Source organism: Klebsiella sp. KP20-425-1, from assembly GCF_025813515.1.
In the GTDB taxonomy this organism is placed as follows: Bacteria; Pseudomonadota; Gammaproteobacteria; order Enterobacterales; family Enterobacteriaceae; genus Klebsiella; species Klebsiella pneumoniae.
In genome coordinates this window covers 727,603-752,602 of record NZ_CP109614.1, presented here as the reverse complement: position 1 = coordinate 752,602, position 25,000 = coordinate 727,603, and the positions used below count along the sequence as shown (strand labels likewise).

Below are 25,000 nucleotides of genomic sequence, written 5' to 3'. Positions count from 1 at the left end.
TGACCGGATCGCTGTCACAAAATATCCGGTCGTCGTCGCGTCACAGTACGACGTTTTTTCTGCGGCGGAATACGATAAAAAGTAGTTGATCTGGTACGAACTAACTCTTATTTTGCTTCACAGTTTTCAAAATGAGATAAAACTGATGCCTGTCATTATTGCCAGTAGTGTTAAAGAAGCCAAAGCGTTAATTAACGGTGGAAAATACAGGGAAATTATTCTTAACTTCGATATTGATGCCGATGACTTTTTCTCTCTCGCCAGCCATTCCGCCGGAACTAAAATCTCCATCGCCGACCGCAACGATCGCTCTCCGGTAGAATCAGCAAAATAATTAACCCGCGAGGGACGTCTATGTGGTTGTTTATTGGAACCTTTGCGCTGGCTTTTCTCGCAGCGCTGATGCTGGTCTGGCTCGATGACCGGATCGCCGAAACGGATTGACCCTGCGCTGGACGTTAACGTCACGCAGGGCTGCGCGCCGCCGAAAAGCGGCGCACAGCAGAGACGTTACAGGGAGGCCGCCAGCCGCTCAACGGCCGTCAGCAATCCGGCTTCTGACACCGTGGAGTAAGAAAGACGCAGGGTACGGGTATCCGGCTTATCGTGATAAAACGCTTCACCCGGGACGTACACCACGCCGTTTTCCAGCGTTTTCTTCATCCATTCCATGGTATCGAACGGATAGCGGAAACGCGCCCACAGGAACATCCCCCCCTGCGGGCGGCTGAATTCCAGGTGCTCGCCAAGGCGGCTTTCCAGCGCATCGGCCAGCGCCACGCACTTCTTGCGGTAGTCTTCGCGAATCAACGCAATCTGGTTATCCAGCCGGTTCAGACTGAGGTATTCCGCAGTGATCACCTGCGACAGCATATTGGTATGCAGATCCGCCGCCTGCTTCACAATCACCGTCTGCTGCGCCAGCCAGTCCGGCATGACGATCCAGCCGATACGCATCCCTGGCGCGAGGATTTTCGAAAAAGTCGAGGTGTAAACCACCTGATCTTCACAGCCCAGCTCGACAGCATGCTGATAGAGCGGGCGCCGAACGGCGTCAGTAAAGCTAATTTCGCCGTAGGGATCGTCTTCCAGAATGACGAAATCATATTTTTTCGCCAGCTCAACCAACCGGCGACGACGCGCCTCGCTCAGCGTTTTGCCGCCGGGATTGCCGAACGTTGGCACCAGGTAAACAGCTTTGACGCGGGTGGTCTCCAGCAGGTCGGCCAGCTGCTCCACCAGCATCCCGTCATCGTCGGTGTCAACGCTGAGAATATTGGCCTGCGCCAGCTGAAATACCTGCAGCGCCGCCAGATAGGTGGGACGCTCAACGACGATAGTATCGCCCGGATCGAGCAGCGTACGGGCAACGATATCCAGCGATTGCTGCGAGCCGGAGGTGATATAGACCTGGGCGGCTGAACAGGCGACGCCACGGGAGTGGCAAATTTCACTCACCGCCTGGCGCAGCGGCGGGTAGCCTTCCGTCAGACCGTACTGGAATGCGTCATTAAAACGCTCGCTCATCACCTTCTGCACCGCCAGCTCCAGGCCTTCGGTATCAAACAGTTCCGGGGCCGGAATGCCGCCGCCAAGCGAAATCACGCCGGGCAGTTTACTGTGCTTGAGAAGTTCGCGGACGGCGGAGGGCTTGAGTTCACCCGCGCGGGCGGCGAGACGCCGATCGTGCATACTATTTTCCTTTTCTGTCTTGTTGTTGTGTTAATTATCTTGGCTTTGTTGCAGGTGCTCCCCGGCGGCGCTTACCATGCCGGGGCTATCCTTTTCAGTACGTTGTCACCCGGACAGGGGTATGCCGCTACCCGGGTTTCGTACGTCATGCTTTGTCTTTCAAAACGATTAACGGCTCGATATCGCTCTCTTTTTTCACCACCAGCGACGAATCGCCGCGCAGGCAGGTACCGCCGTAGTTACCGCCGACGGTAAATGTGCACACCTGAATGTACTTACCGTCCACTTTCGGCAGGCACCACAGCTGCTGGTAGATATTCTTGCGATCGACAAACTGGCCGCTGGTCTTATCCAGAAGTTCATCCTGAGGGCCGATCAGGTCGATATTGTTCCCGCAGCGCCCGGAAATAGGCTTCACCGCATAGCCGGTTTTCGCCAGCTCGTCGTTAACCTCAAAATCGGTATCCAGCAGATAGCGATGATGCGGGAACAGCGACCACAGCACCGGCAGAATGGCTTTGTTGCCGGGGATCACCGTCCACAGGGGTTCGAATACCAATACTTCAGGACGCAGCAGGACGTCAATCAGCCGCACCTCATTCTGCGGATGTCCGGTACGAATCGGTACCGCCGCGTACTCCTCGGCGCTGACTTCGCGCACCTGCTCAATGGCGGTTTCCCATGCCCAGGTTTTCCAGACGCAGTTGACCAGCCGCCCGTCGGCGTCGATCAGCTGACCGGCAGCGTCCCAGCGCAGCTCATCAAGGCCAAAGAGAATTTTGCTCTCAAAACCGGCCTGGGTCAGCGAACGCTGAATAAACTGCGCGTGGTAGTTCTCTTCCAGATCCTTGTCCTGCATGATGTGGACGAAGGGCCGCGCCCGGCTGTGTTTCCACGCCCCCGCCAGCTCATCGAGCAGACCTTCCGCCGGATTGTGGCCGGTGCCGTAGTAGCCCTGCTTCAGCCACTGTTCGAGGATCAGCCCGCCTTCGGTATGGCAGGAAGCGGAATCGGCATTGTACTCGTACACCTTCAGCCCGCGCTCGTCCATGCAAAAATCCATGCGCCCGGTGATCATATGATGACGGCGGCGCTGCCACGAGAGGCGCAGACGAGGCCAGAGAATTTTCGGAATATCGAACAGCGCCAGTAGGTTGTCATCCTTCATCACCTTATCGGTGGCGTGCAGATACATCAGGTGCAGCTCGTTGGTGGCTTTGATCAGCTCCTGTTCGGCACTTTCGCTGATGGTGAAATACTGATAGGGATCCTGGTTGATGAAATGACCGTTGGCTGCCACATAGGCTTTCTGCAGCGGGTCTTTCTCGTTCAGCCATTTACCGCGAAACTGGCCGTTGTTTGGCAGCCGCGCGCCTTTGATGGCCATCGCCTCGCCCGGCAGCACCGGCTGCGGCAGGCTGTGTTCGGTATCGGCGGTCTGGATCATCCAGCCTAAAATTTCGGTATCGGCAAAGGTATCTTTGATGGTGTACCGGCCGTCGTTGACCTCGAGGGTCAGCTCGCGGGTCCACTGCTGGCCCTGCGGCAGCGGCGAGTGAATCACGTTCTGCTCGGCGATACGCACCTTATTGCCGACAAGCTGGGTGATCACCGCCACATGGCCGGTGTGCTTAAACTCGCCCCCCTTCTGCCAGATCAGCAGCGAACCAGCGATAGGCGGACGGCGGGAGCCGTTGGCGAAGGCCTGCAGCGGCAGAATATTGTCATTGACCACTTCGCGCAGGAAACGCAGGGAGAAGATTTCATAAGCCATCCCCACATCGGTGAAGACAAAGCCATAGGTCAGGAACAGAAAGCGGCGCGCAAACTCCACGCACTGCCATTTATGCCCCATATACTCATTGCCGATGTAGCTGCGAAACGTCGCGTCATCCGGGTAGTCCTGCGGATTTAAGCTACTGTAATTCGATGAATAAATCGCTACGCCACCGGGTGCATAGCCTAACAATGTCCCAAACGGGGCGTCACTGCTTGTCGATCCTTTGCTCATTTAGCCTGACCTCAAATTAATGCAGCCCGGGCAGTTGGCGAAACAAAACTCCCTCTTCTTATCCTGCCGCAGGCACTTACCAGACAGAGGTGTAACGATGATACCACTCATTCGTTTCGCTAATCGTGCCGTTAAGGAAAATAACCCTGCAGCCGGAAACAAAAGTGATATCGTTATCGGTGATATAACAAAAAAACAACGCAACATCAGGAGTCGACAATGAGCACACCCTCGCATCTGAATGCCCAACCGCTGGTCTGGGGACACGGCCCGCGGACGTTTGAGGTGTTCCTTGAGCCCACCTGCCCCTACTCTGTCCGCGCGTTTAATAAACTCGACGATCTGCTCGATGAGGTCGGCGCCGATAACGTGACCATCAAGATACGCCTGCAGTCGCAGCCGTGGCATCTGTTCTCCGGGGTTATCGTCCGCTGCATCCTCGCCGCGTCCACCCTGCCGCACGGCAGAGAGCAGGCGCATAAGGTGATGCAGGCCGTGGCCGACCATCGGGAAGAGTTTGAGTTTACCGATCACTGCAGCGGGCCGAATATGAACGCCACGCCGCAGCAAATCATTGAGCGCATTGAACGCTACAGTCACGTGCTGCTGGGGGCCGCCTTTGCCCGCCCGGAGCTGCAGGACGTGATCAAGTGGCACAGTAAATACGCCCGTCAGAACGGCATCCATGTCTCGCCGACCTTTATGGTCAACGGCCTGGTGCAGCCGGATCTGGGCAGCGGCGATGATGTCAGCGTGTGGGCCGCGCGGATTATGGCCTGAGGTCACCTGCTACACTTTTTGTACATCCACGAAAAAGGCAAACCAGCATGTCAGAGCAAAACTACCAGCCACCAAAAGTGTGGGAATGGAAGCAAAACAGCGGCGGCGCGTTCGCCAACATCAACCGTCCCGTTTCCGGCGCGACTCATGAACGCGTCCTGCCGGTGGGAACCCATCCGCTCCAGCTATACTCACTCGGCACGCCCAACGGCCAGAAGGTGACGATCATGCTGGAAGAGCTGCTGGCGCTGGGCGTCAGCGGCGCGGAGTACGACGCCTGGCTGATACGCATTGGCGAAGGGGATCAGTTTTCCAGCGGCTTTGTCGAGATCAACCCGAACTCGAAGATCCCGGCCCTCAGCGACCATTCCACCACGCCGCCGACCCGGGTATTTGAGTCCGGCAACATTCTTCTCTATCTGGCGGAAAAATTTGGTTTCTTCCTGCCGAAAGATCCTGCCGGTCGCACCGAAACCCTCAACTGGCTGTTCTGGCTGCAGGGCGCGGCGCCGTTCCTCGGCGGCGGCTTCGGCCACTTCTATAACTATGCGCCAGTGAAGATCGAGTACGCGATCGACCGCTTTACGATGGAAGCCAAACGCCAGCTCGACGTGCTGGACAAACAGCTCGCCCGCGGTCGCTATGTGGCCGGCGAGGAGTACACCATCGCCGATATGGCTGTCTGGCCGTGGTATGGCAACGTAGTGCTGGGCAATGTCTATAACGCGGCGGAGTTCCTCGACGCCGGGAGCTATAAAAACGTGCTGCGCTGGGCGCAGGATGTCGGCAACCGCCCGGCCGTCAAGCGCGGACGCATCGTCAACCGCACCAACGGCCCGCTCAATGAGCAGCTGCATGAGCGCCATGACGCCCGTGACTTTGACACCCAAACGGAAGATAAGCGCCAGGCGTAAGGTCTTCACCCTTTCCCGTTGACGGGAAAGGGTTCCCACTACAGGACGGTTCCGCCTGCGAAGCCGTCCTGTTTAGCTTTCCAGCCGATAGCCCGCCAGAAAATAGCGCATCGCCATACCCGACCCACCTTCTTTGAAGAAATCCATCACCATATCCCTGTCCAGGCCATAGCGACGGGTGAGGATCCCCGCTTCCCAGGCGCTGAGCTGGCGGTCGCCGGTTTTTTCAAACATGCGGTGCGAGTAGCCAAGCACAAACCCGCGTTTATAGTCGGCGCAAAAATTCGCCGCATGCGCGGCGGTGTCAGCATAGGATGCCTGTAGCCCCGCCATTAAGCCTTTGCCAAAATGATTTTCCATCGCGCCCTCCCAATCGTTATATAATAAATTATATAGCGTTTTTTTGAGCGAGCGGTAGCGCTATTTATGACGGTTGCGCTAGCGTAAATACTTCTCAAACCATGCCAGCGTGCGTTGCCAGGCCAGATCAGCCGCAGCCCGATCGTAGCGCGGCGTGGAATCATTATGAAAGCCGTGATTCACGCCCTGATAGAAATAGGCCTCGTAGACTTTATGGTGTTCCTTCAACGCCTGTTCATAGGCAGGCCAGCCTTCATTAATGCCGCTATCGAGGCCGGCATAGTGCAGCAGCAGCGGTGCTTTAATTTTATCAACCTCCTTCAGCGGCGGCTGGCGACCGTAAAACGGCACCGCGCAGGCCAGCTCCGGGATCGCCACCGCCGCCGCGTTGCTGACGCCGCCGCCGTAGCAAAAACCGGTGATACCGACCTTCCCCGTCGCCTGTGGATAGTTCGCCATAAACGCGACCGCCGCAAAAAAATCATTCATCAGCTTCACGGGATCGACTTTCTGCTGTAGCGCGCGGCCTTCATCATCATTTCCCGGATAGCCGCCGACGGCGCTCAGGCCATCCGGCGCCAGCGCGATATACCCCGCTTTCGCTACCCGCCGGGCTACATCTTCAATATAGGGGTTCAGGCCGCGGTTCTCATGCACAACCACCACAGCGGGCGCTTTGTCGGCTATTTTTGTCGGCGTCACCAGGTAAGCCCGCACTTCGCCGTGACCGTCAGGAGAGGGATAATGAATATACTCCGGGCGGATATCCGGGTCGGTGAACGGTACCTGCTCTGCCAGGGCATAGTCGGGCTTCAGCAGATTAAACAGCGCCAGCGCGGTCATCCCGCCGACAGTATATTTCCCCGCCAGCTGGAGAAACTCGCGTTTACTGATTTTGCCGTGGGCATAGTAGTCATAATATTCGAGCAACTGCTGCGGGAAATCTTTGGCCGTTAATCGCGTCATCACCCTGCCTCCGTTGTTAAGCGCTCTTTAAGCAAAGCAGAAGCCCGGACATACGCCAGCCCAGAAAAGCATGAAACAGGGAGAAACAGCCCAGCGGCTAACACCGCCGGGAGAGAAGGGATCAGTGTTTCACTTTGGTCAGACGATCAAGGTAGCCCATCACAAAGGCCGAAAGCACGAAGGTCAGGTGGATAATCACGTACCACATCAGCTTATTGTCCGGGACGTTTTTCGCATCCATAAACACCCGCAGCAGGTGAATAGAGGAGATCGCCACGATGGAGGCGGCAACCTTATTTTTCAGCGAAGTCGCGTCCATTTTGCCCAGCCAGCTGAGTTTTTCTTTACCCTCGTTAATATCCAGTTGCGAGACAAAATTTTCATACCCGGAGAACATCACCATCACCAGCAAACCGCCCACCAGGGTCATATCCACCAGCGACAGCAGGGTCAGAATCATATCCGACTCGCTGACGCTAAAAATATGCGGCAGTATGTGGAAGATCTCCTGAAAAAATTTGATGGTCAGCGCAATCAGACCGAGCGAGAGGCCAAAATAAACCGGCGCCAGCAGCCAGCGCGAGGCGTACATAGCATTTTCCAGAAAGCGTTCCATAAGATCCTGTCAGTTAACATAAACGGCCGCCATTATATCTCAACAGGGTAACGCTTATGCAACATCAGCCGCCCGCGTCATCTGCAGGCGGCCAGAAACGGTTTCTTTAAAGTATGACCTCAAAGTCCTGCAAAGCGGAATAGCCCTCGCTTTGTAGGCCAACCATTGAAGCAGCCAGCAGGCCAAATTTCGCGCCGACCCATTTTCCCTTCCCGGCAGCAAAACAAAGAGGAACTTTCCGCCACTCCTCCTCGGCTCGCCAGGAAAATTGACACAGGCCGCCTTCGCCTACGGCCACCTGCAGCTGACACTTGCCGCACTTAAGCTCAGCAAGAACCTGACGAGTTTCGCGCACCACGCCCGCATCGCTCATCCAACCGTGTCGCCACACGAGCCGGTAACCCCCTTGCCCAAACTCCACCAGCAAAGCGGCGTAGCGTTCGCCGTATACGATCAGGCCTCCGGCATCACCGTCCTGAGCGGCATATAACGTTACGCTTGTTTTCGCGCTAAAAGTTAGCGCCGGGAATTTCTGCAGCAACAGCTGCGGCGCCCAGTATAACGCTCTCTGTCCATCGACTTCGGATAATGGGACGCAGCGTAATCGAAGTTCGCCTTTCGCTGGCAGCAGCCACTCAGGGCTGGGGTTAGCCTGCCACTGCCACTGTATTCCCGGTTGGCCTTGCGCAAAATAGTCGCTGGTTTGCGGCGCCAATGCCGGTGAAGGCGTTAACCCTTTAGGACGAGGCCAACGTAAAACCGGCTGTCCGACGCCGCAGTTGCCAATCTGCTCCCCGATACGCGGCCAGCCATCGTTACCCCAGGACATCGGCTGGAGGTGAACCACGCGGCCATAGAGATGTAAGTCCTGGAAATGAACAAACCAGCATTCGCCCTCCTCACCCTCCACCCAGCCGCCCTGATGTGGTCCATTTATCGAGGTGTTTCCCTGGAAAAGCACGTTTTTGGCTTCCCAGGGCCCCGTCATCTGGCGCGCGCGCAGTACCGTCTGCCAGCCATTTTCAACCCCGCCCGCAGGAGCAAAGATGTAGTACCAACCGGCGCGTTGATAAACCTTTGGCCCCTCAAGGGTAGGTAAATCGCAGCAGCCGTCATAGATAATCTGCCCTTCGCCCAGCAATTCGCTGGCGTCCGGCGCCATCGCAAACAACTGCAGTTTATGCTTGATGCCGCTGCGGCTATGGGCGAAGGCATGTACCAACCAGGCCTGACCATTGTCGTCCCAGAACGGGCAGGGATCTATCCAACCTCTGGCCTCGCGCAGGCAGTGCGGAGCGCTCCATTTCCCCCACGGATCCTCGGCATGGCAGATAAAAATACCTTCATCTGGCGTGCTGAAGCAGACCCACAGCTTGCCATCGTGCCAGCGAATCGACGGCGCCCATACGCCCTTACCCGGCTGATACCGGTCATAACCAGGTAGCGGCAGTTCATCCATAACGTGGTTGATGATAGTCCAATTAACCAGGTCCGTTGAATGCAGGATCGGTAAAGCGGGCACATGGTTAAAACTGGAAGAGACCATAAAGAAATCATCGCCTACGCGCACGATATCCGGGTCGGAATAATCGGCGCATAAGATAGGATTCTGGTATTCAGAAGGGGTCATATTTCGCATCTCCTCAGGCCTTTTCCGGAACGGCGTTTAGCGGCAAATGCGTCTCTGAATGCCCCTGCTGCTGACGCATGGACAGCTCGCGCTGAATTGTCTGCATCATTTTGTCATCCAGCTTATAGAAACGCGCCAGCCACCATAGGAGCAGGTAAGATAGTGATGGACCGAGGGTTAACAGCCCCACAATTCCCATTGTCGCCAGCGGAGTCTGCGCCGTTACGCCCGCCTGATAGCCAAATAGCCCAAGCGAAAAACCTACGGCGGCGCCAGCAACCGCCATGCCCATTTTCAAAGCAAACAGATTACCGGAATAGGATAATCCCGTGATGCGACGGCCAAACTTCCATTCGCCATAATCGGCAGCGTTGGCCATCATGTTCCATTTAAACGGCTGGTACATCTGATGGAAGAAGCCGACCAGGAAGTATAAAGGGAACACCACCGGCAGCCAGGTCGGCGGCACAAAGAACATTACGACGCCAACCAGGACCAGCAGGAGGTTGATATTTTTAAACAGCGATACCGCGCGATAGCGCTTGGCCAGCCATCCGGCGGCGATGCTGCCGATAATCGTGCCAACGACGCTGGTGGAAACAAATGCTGATTTCATGGCCGTTCCCGCCGCTGACTCCACACCGCCTAACATCAGGTAGGTTGCATAATAGAGCGTGGCGGCGCTGCGCATAACCCCGGCCATACTGGAGAAAAAAGTAATTATCGCCACAATACGCCACTGGTCATTCGCCAGCAGCTGACGGAGGTCTTCGCGTATGCTCCCCTGCTGTTCAACAGCTGGAGCCACGCGTTCTTTGGTAGAGAAGAAGCAAAAAGCCAGCATTACAATAGCGATCGCGCCCATGATTCCCATTGTCGCCTGAAAACCAAACTGCTTATTTTCTTTACCGAAAAAATCCACCAGGAACAGGGTTGCGACAGAAACCATCAGACCGGCCAGAGATGAGATCGTAAAACGATATGACTGGGCTGAAAGGCGATCCTTCTCATCACGCGTAATGACTCCGCCCAATGCGCAGTAGGGAATATTGATAAAGGTGTAACACAGCATGAGTAAGGTGTAGGTCAGGTAGGCATAAACCAGTTTACCCGATGCGCCAAATTCCGGAGTCGTGAAGGTCATTACCGCCAGCACGGCATAAGGTACGGCAAACCAGATAAGCCACGGGCGAAAATGGCCCCAGCGGGTCTTTACACGGTCTGCAACAATGCCGGTTAGCGGATCGGTAATCGCATCCAGAACCCGCGTCACCAGGAACATCACTCCGACTGCGGCAGCAGAAAGCCCGTAAATATCCGTATAAAACCATGTCAGAAACATGGTTACCGAAGAGTAAACGATACCGCAGGCTGCATCCCCCATGCCATATCCCAGCTTCTCCGCAAATGACAGTTTATTATCGTGATTCACAATATAATCCCTCTCAGATGAAGTGGTATTCACTGTAGAGGCAGGATAAAAACTATCCTATTGTCATTTTTCGCATCGGGTTTATGTTTTCTGTTAACTGAGAAAGTTGTCACACATCTATAAGATTGGTCTTACAAGTTATTGCGCCACCTATTAAAAAGCTGGCGCAAGGCCAGCCTGAGGAGAAAAGTGGAAAGGGGGAGGTTACTTCGCTTTGACGGTCTCTTCGCCCACCAGCCCGATCTTGAGATAGCCCGCCTGATGCAGGGTATCCATCACTTTCATCATCGTCTCGTAATCGACGGTTTTATCCGCGCGGAAGAAGACGGTGGTATCTTTTTTGCCGGCGGTCAGGCTATCCAGGGCGTTAATCATATTCGCTTCGGTAACCGGGTCGTTGCCGAGGAACATGCTCTTATCCGCCTTCACCGACAGGTAGATGGGTTTTTCCGGTCGCGGTTGCGGCTGGCTGGAGGAGGCCGGCAGATTGACCTTCACGTCGACCGTCGCCAGCGGCGCGGCCACCATAAAGATAATCAGCAGAACCAGCATGACGTCGATAAACGGCGTCACGTTGATCTCATGCATTTCGCCGTTATCGTCCAGGTTTTCATTAAGACGCATCGCCATAGCCGATCAACCTACCCGTAATTTCTGCGCGCTGCGCACCGGCTTCACGCCGCTGGCGCTGAGGTCCAGATCGCGGCTTTGCAGCAGGAGTACCTGAGCGGCGACGTCGCCGAGCGAGGCCTTGTAGCTGCCGATCATGCGGGCGAAGATGTTATAGATGACCACCGCCGGGATGGCGGCGAACAGGCCGATGGCCGTCGCCAGCAGCGCTTCTGCGATGCCCGGCGCTACCACCGCAAGATTGGTGGTCTGGGTCTGGGCGATGCCGATAAAGCTGTTCATGATGCCCCAGACGGTACCAAACAGGCCCACAAACGGGGAAATGGCGCCGATGGTCGCCAGATAGCCGTTTCCGCGCCCCATATGGCGACCAACCGCCGCAACGCGGCGCTCAAGGCGAAAACCGGTTCGTTCCTTGATGCCTTCATTGTCTTCGGCACCGGCAGAGAGTTCGAGTTCGTTCTGCGCTTCATTGATAAGCTGGGTGGTGAGGCTTTTCGCCTCAAAGGCGCTGGCGATATCGCTGGCCTGATCGAGAGAGCGGGCTTCCGCCAGCTGCTGCTGTTCACGTTTGAGGCGACGCTTGCTGGCGAGGATTTCCGCCCCTTTACCGAAGAAAATGGCCCATGTGACGACCGACGCCAGAATCAGGCCAATCATCACCACCTTAACGACAATATCGGCATGATGATACATACCCCAAACGGAGAGATCCGCCTGCATCAAATTATTACCCACGCTCTATCTCCACGACGATAATCACAAAATCTGCCCACAATAATATCAAAACGACATCGAATTGATAGTGGTTCTCATTAGTATTTACACTGTGCAGCAAATCACGTTTATTTTCCTTGCGCTTACGCAGTAAAAAAGCGGCTAACCGCGGGCCGGGTAAAATTTTCGCCTGTATCGGCGGTGCGCTGGTACAGAAAAGCAGATTCATGTTAGTTTAGACGTCCAGACGTATAAAAACAGGTTCGTCAACATGGCTGATAAACATCTTGATACCGCGCTGGTCAACGCCGGGCGGAGCAAAAAGTACACCCAGGGCTCAGTGAACAGCGTTATCCAGCGCGCGTCATCGCTGGTTTTCGACACCGTCGAGGCCAAAAAGCACGCCACCCGCAATCGGGCCAACGGCGAGCTGTTCTACGGTCGTCGCGGCACCCTGACCCATTTCTCGCTGCAGGAAGCGATGTGCGAGCTGGAAGGCGGCGCCGGCTGCGCCCTCTTCCCCTGCGGCGCCGCGGCGGTGGCTAACACTATCCTGGCGTTTGTCGAGCAAGGCGACCATGTGCTGATGACCAATACCGCCTATGAGCCAAGCCAGGACTTTTGTACCAAAATTCTCGCCAAACTCGGCGTCACCACCAGCTGGTTCGATCCCTTAATCGGCGCCGATATCGCCCGTCTGGTTCGCCCTGAGACCCGCGTGGTGTTCCTCGAATCGCCCGGCTCGATCACCATGGAAGTGCACGATGTGCCGGCGATAGTCGCCGCCGTGCGTCAGGTCGCCCCGGAAGCGATTATCATGATCGATAACACCTGGGCGGCGGGGATCCTGTTTAAAGCCCTGGATTTTGGCATTGATATTTCCATTCAGGCAGGCACCAAATACCTGATCGGCCATTCCGACGCCATGGTGGGCACCGCGGTGGCGAACGCGCGCTGCTGGCCGCAGCTGCGTGAAAATGCCTACCTGATGGGGCAAATGCTGGACGCCGATACTGCCTATATGACCAGCCGCGGCCTGCGCACCCTGGGCGTGCGCCTGCGTCAGCATCATGAAAGCAGCCTGCGCATCGCCGAGTGGCTGGCGCAGCACCCGCAGGTGGCGCGGGTAAACCACCCCGCCCTGCCCGGCAGTAAAGGTCATGAGTTCTGGAAACGTGATTTCACCGGCAGCAGCGGGCTATTCTCGTTTGTGCTCAGCAAGCGCCTCAATGATGCCGAACTGGCGGAGTACCTCGACAATTTCAGCCTGTTCAGTATGGCCTATTCGTGGGGCGGCTTTGAGTCGCTGATTCTCGCCAACCAGCCGGAGCAAATCGCCCATATTCGACCGGATGCTGAAGTCGACTTCAGCGGCACGCTGATCCGCCTGCACATTGGTCTCGAAAATGTTGACGATCTGCAGGCGGATTTAGCAGCGGGCTTCGCGCGTATCGTGTAAAGTGACAGTCAGTGGCAACAATAGCGGACGCTTTTTAGCAAAGCGGCCGCTTTTGTTGCGCCCGGGATCAAGGTGCTCGGGCCTCTTCAGGAGTACACTAGTCAACAATACGGTACCACTTAGGAAAGTCCATGGTTGTCATTCAAGAGATTGTCGCCGCGCTGTGGCAACATGATTTTGCCGCATTGGCGAACCCTCACGTTGTGGGCGTTGTATATCTGGTTATGTTCGCGACCCTGTTTCTGGAAAACGGGCTGCTGCCCGCCTCCTTTTTACCGGGAGACAGCCTGCTGCTGCTCGCCGGCGCGCTGATTGCTAAAGGCGTCATGGACTTTGTGCCCACTATCGCCATTCTGACCGCCGCCGCCAGCCTCGGCTGCTGGCTGAGCTATGTGCAAGGGCGCTGGCTGGGCAATACGCAAACGGTGAAAGGCTGGCTGGCGCATCTGCCGCATAAGTACCATCAGCGCGCCACCTGCATGTTTGACCGCCACGGCCTGCTGGCGCTGCTCGCGGGCCGTTTTCTGGCGTTTGTCCGCACCCTGCTGCCAACCATGGCCGGGATTTCTGGCCTGCCGAACCGCCGCTTCCAGTTCTTCAACTGGCTGAGCGCCCTGCTGTGGGTCTGTGTGGTGACGGGTCTTGGCTATGCGCTGAGCATGATCCCGTTTGTGAAGCGCCATGAAGATCAGGTGATGACCTGTCTGATGATCCTGCCGATTGCCCTGCTGCTGGCTGGCCTGCTCGGCACGCTGTTCGTGGTCATTAAAAAGAAATATTGCAGCGCCTGACGCTTACCTGCCGGGGGGCCTGCGCCCGCCCGGCCGACCTTTCCCGGTATTACATCCCCTGCATCGTGCGAATACGCGCGGCGTCTTCTCCCGGCGTCAAACCGAAGTAGCGCTTAAACTCGCGGCTGAACTGCGAAGGGCTTTCATATCCCACGCGCATCGCCGCCGCGCTGGCCTTCATGCCGTCATGGATCATCAGCATTCGTGCTTTGTGCAAACGGTAGTTTTTCAGATACTGCAAAGGAGAAGTGCTGGTCACCGCTTTAAAATTATGGTGAAACGCTGACACACTCATATTCGCTTCCGCCGCCAGCCGATCGACGCTGAGGTTTTCGGTGTACTGGCTTTCGATATGCTTGAGCACGCGACTTATCAGGCTGAAGTGGGTCTGCCGGCTGACCAGCGCCAACAGCGCGCCGCCGCAGGGCCCCGTCAGCACATAATACAGAATTTCGCGGACGATTTGCTTGCCAAGGATCCGTGCGTCCAGCGGCCGCTCCATCACGTCAAGCAGCCGTTCGGCAGCGCACAGAATATCCTCCGAGAGTACCGCGGAGTTTATCCCGCTGGAGGCGACCGCGGGCTGAAACAGCGGATCTTCGCCAATATCCATCAGCAGCTCTTGCAGTTGCAGGATATCGACGTTCAGGCGCATCCCGGCGAGGGGCACCTCCGGGGTGGCAAAGGTTTCGCACTCGAAAGGTAGCGGCACGGTCAGCAGTAAATATTCGTTTGTATCGTAGCGAAAAGTCCGCTCATTGATATAACCAATTTTATGGCCCGAAAAGAGAAAAACGATCCCCGGCAGATACATCACCGGCGTCCGGGGCCCCGGTTGCGTTCCGTACAGCAAACGGACGTCAGGCAGCAACGAACTTAACATTTCGTGCTTATCTTTCAGCAGGTTAATCTTCTCCGTTAATGTCCGACATATCTCTGCGTGTTGCATTGCCACCGTCTCTCCCGATGTTTCTTCACCTGTACATTGTGCGCAGGCCGCTACAAATTCTCCAGCCATATGGAGAAATAGGCAAGACATCGGCAGGAATGTGCATTGAGGGTCAACGGCGCCAGGACCACAATAACCTTCATCGGGCAGCGGTATCGTCCCTGTCGACGGTTTTACTCTTTGGAGGACTTAAGCAATGAATAATTTCGACCTGCATACCCCAACCCGCATTCTGTTTGGCAAAGGCGCGATTGAAAAGCTGCGTGAACAGATCCCGGCGGAAGCCCGCGTACTGATCACCTACGGCGGCGGCAGCGTCAAAAAAACAGGCGTCCTGGATCAGGTCCTCACCGCTCTGAATGGCCTGGATGTCCTTGAATTTGGCGGCATCGAGCCGAACCCGTCTTACGAAACCCTGATGAATGCGGTGAAACTCGCCCGGGAAGAGAAAGTGACCTTCCTGCTGGCGGTCGGCGGCGGTTCGGTGCTGGATGGCACCAAGTTTATCGCTGCAGCAGCCCACTACGACGCGGATATCGATCCGTGGGAAATTCTGGAAACCTATGGCAGCAAAATTGCCAGCGCCATTCCAATGGGCTCGGTACTGACTCTGCCAGCGACCGGTTCTGAATCCAACAAAGGCGCGGTCATATCGCGGAAAACCACCGGCGACAAACGCGCGTTTATGTCTTCGCACGTCCAGCCGCAGTTCGCGATCCTCGATCCGGTTTATACCTACACCCTGCCGCCGCGCCAGGTCGCGAACGGCGTGGTTGACGCCTTCGTCCATACCGTCGAGCAGTACGTGACCTACCCGGTTGACGGCAAAATCCAGGACCGCTTCGCCGAAGGCATTCTCCTGACCCTGATCGAGGATGGCCCGAAAGCCCTGCAGGAACCGGAGAACTATAACGTGCGCGCCAACATTATGTGGGCGGCGACGCAGGCGCTGAACGGCCTGATCGGCGCAGGCGTGCCACAGGACTGGGCGACGCATATGCTCGGCCACGAGCTGACGGCGATGCACGGCCTGGATCACGCCCAGACGCTGGCTATCGTGCTGCCGGCGCTGTGGAATGAGAAACGCGATGCCAAGCGCGAGAAGCTGCTGCAGTATGCCGAGCGCGTGTGGAATCTTACCGAAGGCTCTGACGACCAACGTATCGATGCCGCCATCGCCGCAACGCGTCAGTTCTTCGAGCAGATGGGCGTGCCGACCCGCCTTTCCGATTACGGTCTCGACGGTAGCTCCATCCCAGCGCTGCTGGCGAAACTGGAAGAGCACGGCATGACTAAACTGGGCGAACATCAGGATATCACCCTGGACGTCAGCCGCCGTATTTACGAGGCTGCACGCTAAGCGCTCCCCGCCTGATTCACCTCTCCTTACGTTAAACAAACGCCGGGGAGAGGTGTTTTTACTACCGTTTTTAGCTATTTCGTCCAGACTTAATGCTACCCCTCGGCGGATCCTGCTTCGCCGAGTTCATTAACAGGAGGAAGGCATGACACATCCAACCGTTATAAAACTGCACGACGGCAACCTGATGCCGCAGCTGGGTCTCGGCGTGTGGAAAGCTGGCAACGAGGAAGTCGTCTCCGCCATTCATAAGGCGCTGGAAGTCGGTTATCGCTCTTTTGACACCGCCGCCGCGTACCAAAATGAGACCGGCGTCGGCAATGCGCTGCACAGCGCTGGCGTCAACCGCGATGAGCTCTTCATCACCACCAAGCTGTGGAACGACGATCAAAAACGGCCGCACGAGGCGCTGAAAGAGAGCCTCAGCAAACTGAAGCTGGACTATGTGGATCTCTATTTAATCCACTGGCCGGTACCGGCTATCGGCCATTACGTCGAGGCCTGGCAGGCGTTGATCGAGCTGCAGCAGCAGGGGCTGACCAAAAGCATTGGCGTGTGTAATTTCCAGGTACCGCATCTGCAGAAGCTGATTGATGAAACCGGCGTCGCCCCGGTGATCAATCAGATAGAACTCCATCCACTTTTGCAGCAGCGTCAGCTGCACGCGTGGAACGCCACCCACAAGATCCAGACCGAATCCTGGAGCCCGCTGGCCCAGGGCGGCGAAGGCGTCTTCGATCAAAAAGTCATCCACCAGCTCGCCGATAAGTACGGCAAAACGCCGGCGCAAATCGTCATCCGCTGGCATCTTGATAGCGGTCTGGTGGTGATCCCGAAATCCGTCACGCCGTCGCGTATCGCGGAAAACTTTGACGTCTGGGACTTCCGTCTCGACAAAGATGAGCTGGGAGCGATCGCGAAGCTGGACCAGGGTAAACGTCTCGGTCCTGACCCGGATCAGTTCGGCGGGTAATGCTCTCTCTTGCCATCGCCTTTAGCGCCTCGGCGTTAAAGGCGATCGCAGACCAGATGAATATCCTCTGGCTCCAGCGCAAACAGCGCCGGGTCGGGCTTATCCGCTAAGCGACATCCCTGAGCCAGATAAAAATCGACGGTGTTTTTGTTGGGGATCGACGAGATATAGAGGCCGGACGCCCCCATTTCTGGCAGCTGGTGCAGGGCATACTTAAACAGTCGCCGCCCCCAGCCCTGGCCGCGCTTTCCCGCCCCGACATAAAAGAATAATAGCTGGCGCAGCTCGCCATTCATGCCGCGAGGCAGCGTATCCAGCGCCGCTGCGGCAATCATCTGCTCATCGTCAAAAAAGGCGAAAAAAATACCGCCGCGATCGTAACAGGCCTCGTGAATCGGAGTATAAACCTGACGATCGTGAGGGTCCCAGCCACGCACGTCATAATATTCCCGATAAGCCCGCAGCTGACCGTTATCGAGACGGTAGAGCGTATCGATAATTTCGCTGCGGTCTATCTCCCAGAGCTGGTCCAGTTGTTGTCGCGACAGGATGACCGGCGTCATCACCTCTCTCCTTTTTTCACAGATGTTCCCGGCGAGCGATCCCGCCGGGCCAGCCGCTTAGCGTGATACGGCCTTCGGCTTAACGCGTTTTTTCGCGCCAGCAGCGGCAGGCGTCTGGCGCTGATGGGCGATCGGCGTGTGCTTGGTCAGCGCCGGACGAGTATGGCGGTTCTGGCGACGCGCTTCACGCATTTCGTCCAGGGTTGGCGCTGGCACCAGGCAGTCGCGACGGGAGCCAATCAGGTGCTTCTTGCCCATCGCCTCCAGCGCCTGACGGATCAGCGGCCAGTTTGCCGGATCGTGGTAGCGGAGCAGCGCTTTGTGCAGACGGCGCTGTTTATCGCCCTTCGGCACCACCACCTCTTCGCTCTTATAACCAATTTTACCCAGCGGGTTCTTGCCGGTGTAATACATGGTGGTCGAGTTCGCCAGCGGCGACGGATAGAAGTTCTGCACCTGGTCGAGGCGGAAGCGATGCTTCTTCAGCCACAGCGCCAGGTTCACCATATCTTCATCACGGGTCCCCGGATGAGCGGAGATAAAGTACGGGATCAGATACTGCTCTTTACCCGCCTGCTTCGAATAGGTGTCGAACAGCTCTTTAAAGCGGTCGTAGCTGCCCATTCCCGGCTTCATCATCTTCGACAGCGGTCCCTCTTCGGTATGCTCCGGGGCGATCTTCAGATAGCCGCCGACGTGGTGGGTCGCCAGCTCTTTGATATAGCGCGGATCTTCGACCGCGATGTCATAGCGTACCCCGGAGGCGATAAGGATCTTCTTGATGCCCTTCAGCTCGCGAGCGCGGCGATAAAGATTGATCGTCGGCTCATGGTTGGTATCCATGTGCGGGCAAATATCCGGATAGACGCAGGAGAGACGGCGGCAGGTCTGCTCAGCGCGCGGCGATTTACAGCGCAGCATATACATGTTGGCCGTTGGCCCGCCGAGATCGGAGATCACCCCGGTAAAGCCGGGCACGGTGTCGCGAATGGCTTCGATCTCATTAATGATCGAATCCTCAGAACGGCTCTGGATTATGCGTCCTTCGTGCTCGGTGATCGAGCAGAACGAACAGCCGCCGAAGCAGCCGCGCATGATGTTGATTGAGAAGCGGATCATCTCATACGCCGGAATACGCGCATCGCCATAGGAAGGATGCGGCACCCGCTTGTACGGCAGCGCGAAGACGCTGTCCATCTCTTCGGTGGAGAGCGGGATTGCCGGCGGGTTGATCCAGATGTAGCGCTCGCCGTGCTTTTGCATCAGCGCCCGGGCGCAGCCGGGGTTGGTTTCGTGGTGCAAAATGCGCGAGGCGTGAGCGTACAGGACCTTATCGCCTTTCACCTTCTCGAAGGAGGGCAGCAGCACATAGGTTTTTTCCCACGGTTTGGGCCGCGGCGGTTGCACAGTAATGCTTTTCGCTTCCTGTTTTTTCGGCGCGACCGGTTTGTTATCGGCGCACGGCAGATCTTCACCGTACGGATGCGGGATGGGGTCAATTTTACCGGGCGTATCCAGACGGGTGGAGTCCACGCCGCTCCAGCCCGGCAGCGCCTCTTTCACCATGATGGCGGTATTGCGCACATCGCGGATCTGGTCGATGGTTTCGCCCATCGCCAGGCGATGAGCCACTTCCACCAGCGGACGCTCGCCGTTGCCGAACATCAGCATATCGGCCTTGGAGTCCACCAGCACCGAGCGGCGCACGGTGTCGGACCAGTAATCATAGTGGGCGGTACGACGCAGGCTGGCTTCGATGCCGCCGAGGATCACCGGCACATCTTTCCACGCCTCTTTACAGCGCTGGGTGTAGACGAGGGTAGCGCGGTCCGGACGTTTGCCCGCCACGTTACCCGCCGTATAGGCATCGTCATGACGTAGTTTACGGTCGGCGGTGTAACGGTTGATCATTGAGTCCATGTTGCCGGCGGTCACGCCGAAGAACAGGTTCGGTTTGCCCAGACGCATAAAGTCGTCTTTGCTGTTCCAGTCCGGCTGGGAGATGATCCCTACCCGGAAACCCTGCGCTTCCAGCATGCGGCCGCAGATAGCCATCCCGAAGCTCGGGTGGTCGACATAGGCGTCGCCGGTGACCAGAATAATGTCGCAGCTATCCCAGCCAAGTTGATCCATCTCTTCACGCGACATCGGTAAAAAGGGCGCAGGGCCAAAACAGGCAGCCCAGTATTGCGGCCAGGAAAAAAGGTCACGATCCGGTTGGATCAGGGATATTGCGCTCATATTGCTTCCGGGGAAAATGATAAAAAAATAACCAAAAGGGCGTGGATTATAAGCCGGAATGATAGTGGAAATGAAGGAGGATTTTCTCAAACCCTGACCGTGCGCCGGCCAGGGTCAAAGAGATTACGGCGCGGGATTCACCAGCATCTGGCCGATCGAGCCGCGATCGGCAAGCTCCAGCGTCTGGCTCAGATACTGGAACGGGAAGTGCGGCCACGACGGTTGAGCGTAATAGACCAGCAGCTCAACCTGCCCGTCGACCCACACGGTGTCCTTCCAGCCGCGATCTTCCGGGAAAGGAGACGAGCCGTTGACATTACGGATCTGGAACATCACCCCTTCAATATGGAACGACTGCGGGCGGTCGGCGCGCACCGTCCAGCGCTCCCAGGTCCCCTGCTGCGCCGTGATATCGATACGCTGCGGATCCCACAGCTGGCCGTTGATGCCCGGATCGTCGCCAAGGGTGATATCCCGGCTGCGGATCGGCGTACCGGAGAGCAGCTCGGTCGGCAGCAGGCGCACCGGCAGACTGTCGGTCACCAGCGGCAGCAGCCCGGTCGGACGCAGCGTCAGCACCAGCGTGGAGACCAGGATGCTTGACGGTTCAAAAAAACCGCGGATACGGTCGACGATGCTCGCCGCTTCGCCGCAGGTAATGGATACTTCATCGCCGTTAGTCATATCGACCAGAATTTCACGCCGCTCCCCCGGGGCCAGCGATAGCTGCTTGAGCGAAACCGGCGCCGGCAGGAATCCCTGATCGCCGGAAATCACATGCAGCAGTCGGCCATCGCTCATCTGCAGCTGATAGCGCCGGGAGTTGGAAGCGTTCAGCAGGCGCAGGCGCACCCAGCCGCGCGACACTTCAACATACGGGCTCTGCACGCCGTTAACCAGCAGCGTGTCGCCCACAAAGCCGCCGCTGCCCGGTTCGCTATATTCCGGCGTGCCGAAGTTATCCAGCCGTTTATCCTGAATAATCACCGGGAAGTCATCGACGCCATAGTGGTTAGGGATCGGCAGGTTCTTGCTGACCTCGTCTTCCACCAGCCACATGCCCGCCAGACCGTTGTAAACCTGTTTCGCCATCCGGTTCGGCGTGTTGGCCTGATACCACAGCGTCGCCGCGCTCTGGCGGATAGGCAGCACCGGCGCCCAGTCGGCGTTCGGCGACATCATGCGCGCCGCGCCGCCAATCAGCGGGCCAGGCACCTGCAGACCGCGGATGGTCATCGCCACGTTCTCCGTCAGGCGGTTGCTGTAGATAAGCTTGACGTCGTCTCCGTTCCAGACGCGGATCGTCGGCCCCATATAGCGGCCATTGATCCCCCAGACGGGGGCGCGGGTGCCGGGGGTAAACGACCAGTGGGAACGCTGCAGCGTCAGAAACAGCGGCTGGCCGCGACGAGATTCCAGCAGCGGCGGAACCGGCAGCGCAGGCTGCTGGCCGGCGGCATGGGCCTTCAGCGGCGCGGCGCCAGCGCACAGCGCTACGCCGGAAGCCTTAATAAACTGACGCCGACTGAGTGACATATTAACTCCATGACATACTGACAAATGAAAAAGGGAATTCGTTTCCCGCCAGCAATACGCGCGCGTTGGCGGCGTTTCCTGTCTTATTGCTTTCCAGCCGCTTCGCGCTCGGCCACTTCGTTGTCCAGATCAGCGATTTTGGCGGCCATCAGCTCGCGGCAATGCGTCGCCAGCGCGCGCACGTTGTCTTTACCAAACTGAGTGGTATCTACCGGCGGCAGCATTTCCACAATCACCAGACCGTTGTTCCAGCGATTGAGCTTTATTTTATTCGATGTATTCGAGACACACACCGGAATAATCGGCACCCCAGCGGCAATAGCCGCGTGAAAAGCCCCGGTTTTAAACGGCAGCAGGCCGCGGCCGCGGCTACGGGTCCCTTCCGGGAACATCCAGAACGAAATTTTACGCTTTTTAAAAGCGTTGACGACTTCGGCAATAGTGCCGTGCGCTTTGGTTCGGTTATTACGGTCAATCAGCAAATTGCCCGTCAGCCAGTACAGTTGGCCAAAGAACGGGATCCACAGCAGGCTCTTTTTACCTACGGTGACCGTCGGAGCCTGCACGATATTCGACGCCGTCACCATATCATAGTTGTTCTGGTGGTTAGCGATGTAGATCGCGTTGCCATAGCTTTCCGCGTCGGCGGGTTTGCGTAGCTCTACCTTGAGGCCAAATACCGGAGATAAACGGCCAAACAGATGGCCGAAAGTGGCAACGTGTTTTGGATTACGTGGGCTGAACAAGCAGTACAGACAGCCAAGTACGCACACTACGATGCAATAAATGACCACGAAAATTACTCGAAAAATGAATAGCATAGCTACCTCTAAAACCCAAACCGCTTAGAATTATTCGCTGCTGGCAGAAGGCAGGCTCACAAGTTCTGCGCAGGCCGGGACCGTTCTTCCTGGGTCCCTGATGATGGACATTGTTAATCGCAACGCCTGAATAAACAACGATTTTGCGGCATTTTTTCGTCTCCTCCCGTCAAAGACGGGAGGAGACGCGCTTACTCTTCGCTATCGCCTGCCGCGGCACGACGCGGCGAGTCAATTTCCACGCGGTCAATTTTCTGCAGCCCGCGCATCAGCGAACCGCGGCGGCCGCGCTCGCCGGTGACTTTTTGCAGCTCTTCCGGACGCAGTTTGATCTTCCGTTTGCCGACGTGAATGGTCAGCGTACTCTGCGGCGGCAGAACAAACAGATGTGCCAGACCGTCCTGGCCGGCTGCGGCTTCCGCCGCCGGAATGCTGATAATTTTGTTGCCCTTGCCTTTCGACAGCTGCGGCAGATCGCTGACCGGGAACATCAGCATCCGCCCGGCGGCGGTGATGGCCAGCAGCATATCGGACTCATCCTCAATCACCAGCGGCGGCATCACGTGCGCGTTGTCAGGCAGGGTGATTAGCGCTTTCCCGGCACGGTTGCGCGCCACCAGATCGTTGAAGGTACAGACGAAACCGTAGCCCGCGTCGGAAGCCATCAGCAGTTTCTGATCGTCGCTTTCCATTAGCATATGCTCCACGGTCGCGCCCGGCGGCAGGGTCAGTTTGCCGGTAAGCGGTTCACCCTGGCCACGCGCGGAAGGCAGAGTAATCGGATCGATGGCATAGCTGCGTCCGGTGGTATCGATAAACACCACCGGCTGGTTGCTCTTGCCCTTCGCCGAGGCTTTCCAGCTGTCGCCCGCCTTATAGCTCAAGCCCTGGGCGTCAATGTCGTGTCCTTTGGCGCTGCGCACCCAGCCCATCTGCGACAGAACGATAGTCACCGGCTCAGACGGCAGCATGTCATGCTCGCTCATCGCTTTCGCTTCTTCACGCTCGTGAAGCGGCGAGCGACGGTCGTCGCCGAAGGCATCGGCATCGGCCTGCAGCTCTTTTTTCAGCAGGTTGTTCATCTTACGTTCAGACGCCAGAATCGCCTGCAGCTGGTCGCGCTCTTTTTCCAGCTCGCTCTGCTCGCCGCGGATCTTCATCTCTTCCAGTTTGGCGAGGTGGCGCAGTTTTAATTCCAGAATCGCTTCCGCCTGGGTTTCGCTGATGCCAAAGCGCGACATCAGGGCCGGCTTCGGTTCATCTTCAGTGCGGATGATCTCAATCACTTCATCGATATTAAGAAACGCCACCAGCAAACCTTCGAGGATATGCAGGCGCTTCAGCACTTTCTCTAACCGATGGTTTAGACGGCGACGCACGGTATCGCGACGGAACACCAGCCACTCGCTGAGGATCTCCAGCAGGTTTTTCACCGCCGGGCGGCCGTCAAGGCCGATCATATTGAGGTTGATGCGGTAGCTCTTCTCCAGATCGGTGGTGGCGAACAGGTGGTTCATCACCTGTTCCATATCCACCCGGCTGGAGCGCGGGACAATCACCAGACGGGTCGGGTTTTCGTGGTCCGATTCGTCGCGCAGATCGTCAACCATCGGCAGCTTTTTATTGCGCATCTGCGCCGCAATCTGCTCCAGCACTTTGGCGCCAGAGACCTGATGCGGCAGCGCACTGATCACCACCGCGCCGTCCTCTTTACTCCACACCGCGCGCATGCGCACTGAGCCGCGCCCGTTCTGGTAGATTTTGCGAATTTCCGCCCGCGAGGTGATGATCTCCGCCTCGGTCGGGAAATCCGGCCCCTGTACGATATCCAGCAGTTCGTCGAGGGTGGTTTTCGGCTGCTCAATCAGCGTAATCGCCGCTTTGGCCACTTCCCGCAGGTTGTGCGGAGGAATATCGGTCGCCATGCCTACCGCGATGCCGGTGGTACCGTTCAGCAGGATGTTCGGCAGACGCGCTGGCAGCATTTTCGGCTCCTGCAGCGTGCCGTCAAAGTTTGGCACCCAGTCGACCGTCCCCTGCCCCAGCTCGCTGAGCAGCAGCTCGGCATACTTCGACAGGCGGGATTCGGTGTAACGCATGGCGGCGAAAGATTTGGGATCGTCCGGCGCCCCCCAGTTTCCCTGACCATCCACCAGCGGATAGCGGTAAGAGAACGGCTGCGCCATCAGCACCATCGCTTCATAGCAGGCAATGTCGCCGTGCGGGTGATATTTACCCAACACGTCGCCGACGGTGCGGGCGGACTTTTTGAATTTCGCGCTGGCGTTCAGCCCCAGCTCGGACATCGCATAGACGATGCGACGCTGGACCGGTTTTAAGCCATCGCCAATAAACGGTAATGCCCTGTCCATGATCACGTACATGGAGTAGTTCAGGTAAGCATTTTCCGTAAATTCATGCAGCGCAAGGCGCTCTGCCATATCGCTCATTAATCGTGGATCCTCAATCTGGGTACCGACCGTTCGGACGGCAAAACTACCCGCGATAATACCCGATCTCACGCCCTGAGTCACAGGCCGTGAGATCGGCTGAGGATTC

22 protein-coding genes and 1 pseudogene are annotated in these 25,000 nt (G+C 57.2%); 7 read left to right on the top strand and 16 right to left on the bottom strand.

All coding sequences use genetic code 11. The features are described 5' to 3' along the window. Positions 1-145: 145 nt before the first annotated feature. Positions 146-334, top strand: coding sequence for a hypothetical protein (locus OHJ17_RS03760; protein WP_002916738.1), 189 nt, complete (start codon positions 146-148; stop codon positions 332-334). A 176-nt stretch (positions 335-510) separates the two neighbouring features. On the opposite strand, the gene OHJ17_RS03755 is transcribed toward OHJ17_RS03760, so the two are convergent. The 3 genes from OHJ17_RS03755 to OHJ17_RS03745 all read right to left on the bottom strand — a co-directional run bounded on the left by OHJ17_RS03755 (position 511) and on the right by OHJ17_RS03745 (position 3,902). Further along, positions 511-1,692, bottom strand: coding sequence for an aminotransferase-like domain-containing protein (locus tag OHJ17_RS03755; RefSeq protein WP_004149825.1), 1,182 nt, complete (start codon positions 1,690-1,692; stop codon positions 511-513). Positions 1,693-1,837: 145 nt separating this feature from the next. Beyond that, a complete protein-coding gene (gss, locus tag OHJ17_RS03750) occupies positions 1,838-3,703 on the bottom strand; it encodes a bifunctional glutathionylspermidine amidase/synthase (RefSeq protein ID WP_002916740.1) in 1,866 nt (621 codons plus the stop codon). A 76-nt stretch (positions 3,704-3,779) separates the two neighbouring features. Beyond that, positions 3,780-3,902 carry a hypothetical protein gene (locus OHJ17_RS03745; RefSeq protein WP_004217169.1) on the bottom strand — a complete coding sequence of 41 codons (123 nt, stop codon included), beginning with the start codon at positions 3,900-3,902 and terminating at the stop codon, positions 3,780-3,782. Positions 3,903-3,922: 20 nt separating this feature from the next. Here OHJ17_RS03745 and OHJ17_RS03740 point away from each other — a divergent pair, with 20 nt between their 5' ends. Beyond that, complete coding sequence (locus OHJ17_RS03740; RefSeq protein ID WP_004150918.1) at positions 3,923-4,483, top strand: DsbA family protein; 561 nt, start codon at positions 3,923-3,925, stop codon at positions 4,481-4,483. Between the two features lie 47 nt (positions 4,484-4,530). Further along, positions 4,531-5,397, top strand: coding sequence for a glutathione-dependent disulfide-bond oxidoreductase (gene yghU / locus OHJ17_RS03735; RefSeq protein ID WP_002916742.1), 867 nt, complete (start codon positions 4,531-4,533; stop codon positions 5,395-5,397). A gap of 72 nt (positions 5,398-5,469) precedes the next feature. Here yghU and OHJ17_RS03730 read toward each other — a convergent pair whose 3' ends face one another. The 7 genes from OHJ17_RS03730 to exbB form a co-directional block, all read right to left on the bottom strand. After that, positions 5,470-5,757, bottom strand: coding sequence for a DUF2623 domain-containing protein (locus OHJ17_RS03730; protein ID WP_002916743.1), 288 nt, complete (start codon positions 5,755-5,757; stop codon positions 5,470-5,472). 78 nt (positions 5,758-5,835) lie between these two features. After that, positions 5,836-6,723 (bottom strand): YghX family hydrolase, encoded by an 888-nt coding sequence (gene yghX / locus OHJ17_RS03725; RefSeq protein WP_004144560.1) that lies wholly within the window; start codon positions 6,721-6,723, stop codon positions 5,836-5,838. A gap of 121 nt (positions 6,724-6,844) precedes the next feature. Beyond that, a complete protein-coding gene (locus tag OHJ17_RS03720; protein WP_004105804.1) occupies positions 6,845-7,339 on the bottom strand; it encodes a TIGR00645 family protein in 495 nt (164 codons plus the stop codon). A 106-nt stretch (positions 7,340-7,445) separates the two neighbouring features. After that, positions 7,446-8,969 (bottom strand): glycoside hydrolase family 43 protein, encoded by a 1,524-nt coding sequence (locus OHJ17_RS03715; protein WP_032433528.1) that lies wholly within the window; start codon positions 8,967-8,969, stop codon positions 7,446-7,448. 13 nt (positions 8,970-8,982) lie between these two features. Further along, positions 8,983-10,401, bottom strand: coding sequence for a glycoside-pentoside-hexuronide (GPH):cation symporter (locus OHJ17_RS03710; RefSeq protein WP_002916782.1), 1,419 nt, complete (start codon positions 10,399-10,401; stop codon positions 8,983-8,985). A 204-nt stretch (positions 10,402-10,605) separates the two neighbouring features. Further along, the gene (gene exbD, locus OHJ17_RS03705; protein ID WP_002916785.1) at positions 10,606-11,031 is read right to left on the bottom strand and encodes a TonB system transport protein ExbD; all 426 of its coding nucleotides are present in this window, start codon (positions 11,029-11,031) and stop codon (positions 10,606-10,608) included. Positions 11,032-11,037: 6 nt separating this feature from the next. Then, a complete protein-coding gene (gene exbB / locus OHJ17_RS03700) occupies positions 11,038-11,769 on the bottom strand; it encodes a tol-pal system-associated acyl-CoA thioesterase (protein WP_004174395.1) in 732 nt (243 codons plus the stop codon). 250 nt (positions 11,770-12,019) lie between these two features. On the opposite strand from exbB, the gene metC reads away from it, so the two are divergent. Beyond that, positions 12,020-13,207, top strand: a complete 1,188-nt coding sequence (gene metC, locus OHJ17_RS03695; protein WP_004149836.1) for a cystathionine beta-lyase — start codon at positions 12,020-12,022, stop codon at positions 13,205-13,207. Positions 13,208-13,338: 131 nt separating this feature from the next. Further along, a complete protein-coding gene (gene yghB / locus OHJ17_RS03690) occupies positions 13,339-13,998 on the top strand; it encodes a DedA family general envelope maintenance protein YghB (RefSeq protein ID WP_002916791.1) in 660 nt (219 codons plus the stop codon). Positions 13,999-14,047: 49 nt separating this feature from the next. On the opposite strand, the gene OHJ17_RS03685 is transcribed toward yghB, so the two are convergent. After that, a complete protein-coding gene (locus tag OHJ17_RS03685; protein ID WP_032425251.1) occupies positions 14,048-14,947 on the bottom strand; it encodes an AraC family transcriptional regulator in 900 nt (299 codons plus the stop codon). Between the two features lie 196 nt (positions 14,948-15,143). Between OHJ17_RS03685 and yqhD the strand changes: the two genes are divergently transcribed. Further along, positions 15,144-16,307, top strand: coding sequence for an alcohol dehydrogenase (gene yqhD / locus OHJ17_RS03680; RefSeq protein ID WP_020803698.1), 1,164 nt, complete (start codon positions 15,144-15,146; stop codon positions 16,305-16,307). A 145-nt stretch (positions 16,308-16,452) separates the two neighbouring features. After that, positions 16,453-17,280 (top strand): 2,5-didehydrogluconate reductase DkgA, encoded by an 828-nt coding sequence (dkgA, locus tag OHJ17_RS03675; protein ID WP_023286874.1) that lies wholly within the window; start codon positions 16,453-16,455, stop codon positions 17,278-17,280. Between the two features lie 35 nt (positions 17,281-17,315). Here dkgA and OHJ17_RS03670 read toward each other — a convergent pair whose 3' ends face one another. The 5 genes and pseudogenes from OHJ17_RS03670 to parC all read right to left on the bottom strand — a co-directional run bounded on the left by OHJ17_RS03670 (position 17,316) and on the right by parC (position 24,891). Beyond that, a complete protein-coding gene (locus tag OHJ17_RS03670) occupies positions 17,316-17,843 on the bottom strand; it encodes a GNAT family N-acetyltransferase (RefSeq protein ID WP_032433531.1) in 528 nt (175 codons plus the stop codon). Continuing rightward, positions 17,843-20,174, bottom strand: a pseudogene (locus OHJ17_RS03665) (YgiQ family radical SAM protein). The gene OHJ17_RS03670 and the pseudogene OHJ17_RS03665 overlap by 1 nt, the downstream one beginning before the upstream one ends. Positions 20,175-20,207: 33 nt before the next feature. Next, positions 20,208-21,620, bottom strand: a complete 1,413-nt coding sequence (ftsP, locus tag OHJ17_RS03660; RefSeq protein ID WP_004144547.1) for a cell division protein FtsP — start codon at positions 21,618-21,620, stop codon at positions 20,208-20,210. A gap of 83 nt (positions 21,621-21,703) precedes the next feature. Then, positions 21,704-22,441, bottom strand: coding sequence for a 1-acylglycerol-3-phosphate O-acyltransferase (plsC, locus tag OHJ17_RS03655; protein ID WP_002916826.1), 738 nt, complete (start codon positions 22,439-22,441; stop codon positions 21,704-21,706). Positions 22,442-22,632: 191 nt separating this feature from the next. Further along, entirely contained in the window at positions 22,633-24,891 is a 2,259-nt protein-coding gene (gene parC / locus OHJ17_RS03650) for a DNA topoisomerase IV subunit A (RefSeq protein ID WP_032418356.1), read from the bottom strand. Positions 24,892-25,000 lie beyond the last annotated feature (109 nt).

Bases quoted from the DNA above. Each gene is read 5' to 3' on its own strand.
- OHJ17_RS03760 (WP_002916738.1), top strand. From the start codon at position 146: ATGCCTGTCATTATTGCCAGTAGTGTTAAAGAAGCCAAAGCGTTAATT.
- OHJ17_RS03755 (WP_004149825.1), bottom strand. From the start codon at position 1,692: ATGCACGATCGGCGTCTCGCCGCCCGCGCGGGTGAACTCAAGCCCTCC.
- gss (WP_002916740.1), bottom strand. From the start codon at position 3,703: ATGAGCAAAGGATCGACAAGCAGTGACGCCCCGTTTGGGACATTGTTA.
- OHJ17_RS03740 (WP_004150918.1), top strand. From the start codon at position 3,923: ATGAGCACACCCTCGCATCTGAATGCCCAACCGCTGGTCTGGGGACAC.
- yghU (WP_002916742.1), top strand. From the start codon at position 4,531: ATGTCAGAGCAAAACTACCAGCCACCAAAAGTGTGGGAATGGAAGCAA.
- OHJ17_RS03730 (WP_002916743.1), bottom strand. From the start codon at position 5,757: ATGGAAAATCATTTTGGCAAAGGCTTAATGGCGGGGCTACAGGCATCC.
- yghX (WP_004144560.1), bottom strand. From the start codon at position 6,723: ATGACGCGATTAACGGCCAAAGATTTCCCGCAGCAGTTGCTCGAATAT.
- OHJ17_RS03720 (WP_004105804.1), bottom strand. From the start codon at position 7,339: ATGGAACGCTTTCTGGAAAATGCTATGTACGCCTCGCGCTGGCTGCTG.
- OHJ17_RS03715 (WP_032433528.1), bottom strand. From the start codon at position 8,969: ATGACCCCTTCTGAATACCAGAATCCTATCTTATGCGCCGATTATTCC.
- exbD (WP_002916785.1), bottom strand. From the start codon at position 11,031: ATGGCGATGCGTCTTAATGAAAACCTGGACGATAACGGCGAAATGCAT.
- metC (WP_004149836.1), top strand. From the start codon at position 12,020: ATGGCTGATAAACATCTTGATACCGCGCTGGTCAACGCCGGGCGGAGC.
- yghB (WP_002916791.1), top strand. From the start codon at position 13,339: ATGGTTGTCATTCAAGAGATTGTCGCCGCGCTGTGGCAACATGATTTT.
- OHJ17_RS03685 (WP_032425251.1), bottom strand. From the start codon at position 14,947: ATGCAACACGCAGAGATATGTCGGACATTAACGGAGAAGATTAACCTG.
- yqhD (WP_020803698.1), top strand. From the start codon at position 15,144: ATGAATAATTTCGACCTGCATACCCCAACCCGCATTCTGTTTGGCAAA.
- dkgA (WP_023286874.1), top strand. From the start codon at position 16,453: ATGACACATCCAACCGTTATAAAACTGCACGACGGCAACCTGATGCCG.
- OHJ17_RS03670 (WP_032433531.1), bottom strand. From the start codon at position 17,843: ATGACGCCGGTCATCCTGTCGCGACAACAACTGGACCAGCTCTGGGAG.
- ftsP (WP_004144547.1), bottom strand. From the start codon at position 21,620: ATGTCACTCAGTCGGCGTCAGTTTATTAAGGCTTCCGGCGTAGCGCTG.
- plsC (WP_002916826.1), bottom strand. From the start codon at position 22,441: ATGCTATTCATTTTTCGAGTAATTTTCGTGGTCATTTATTGCATCGTA.
- parC (WP_032418356.1), bottom strand. From the start codon at position 24,891: ATGAGCGATATGGCAGAGCGCCTTGCGCTGCATGAATTTACGGAAAAT.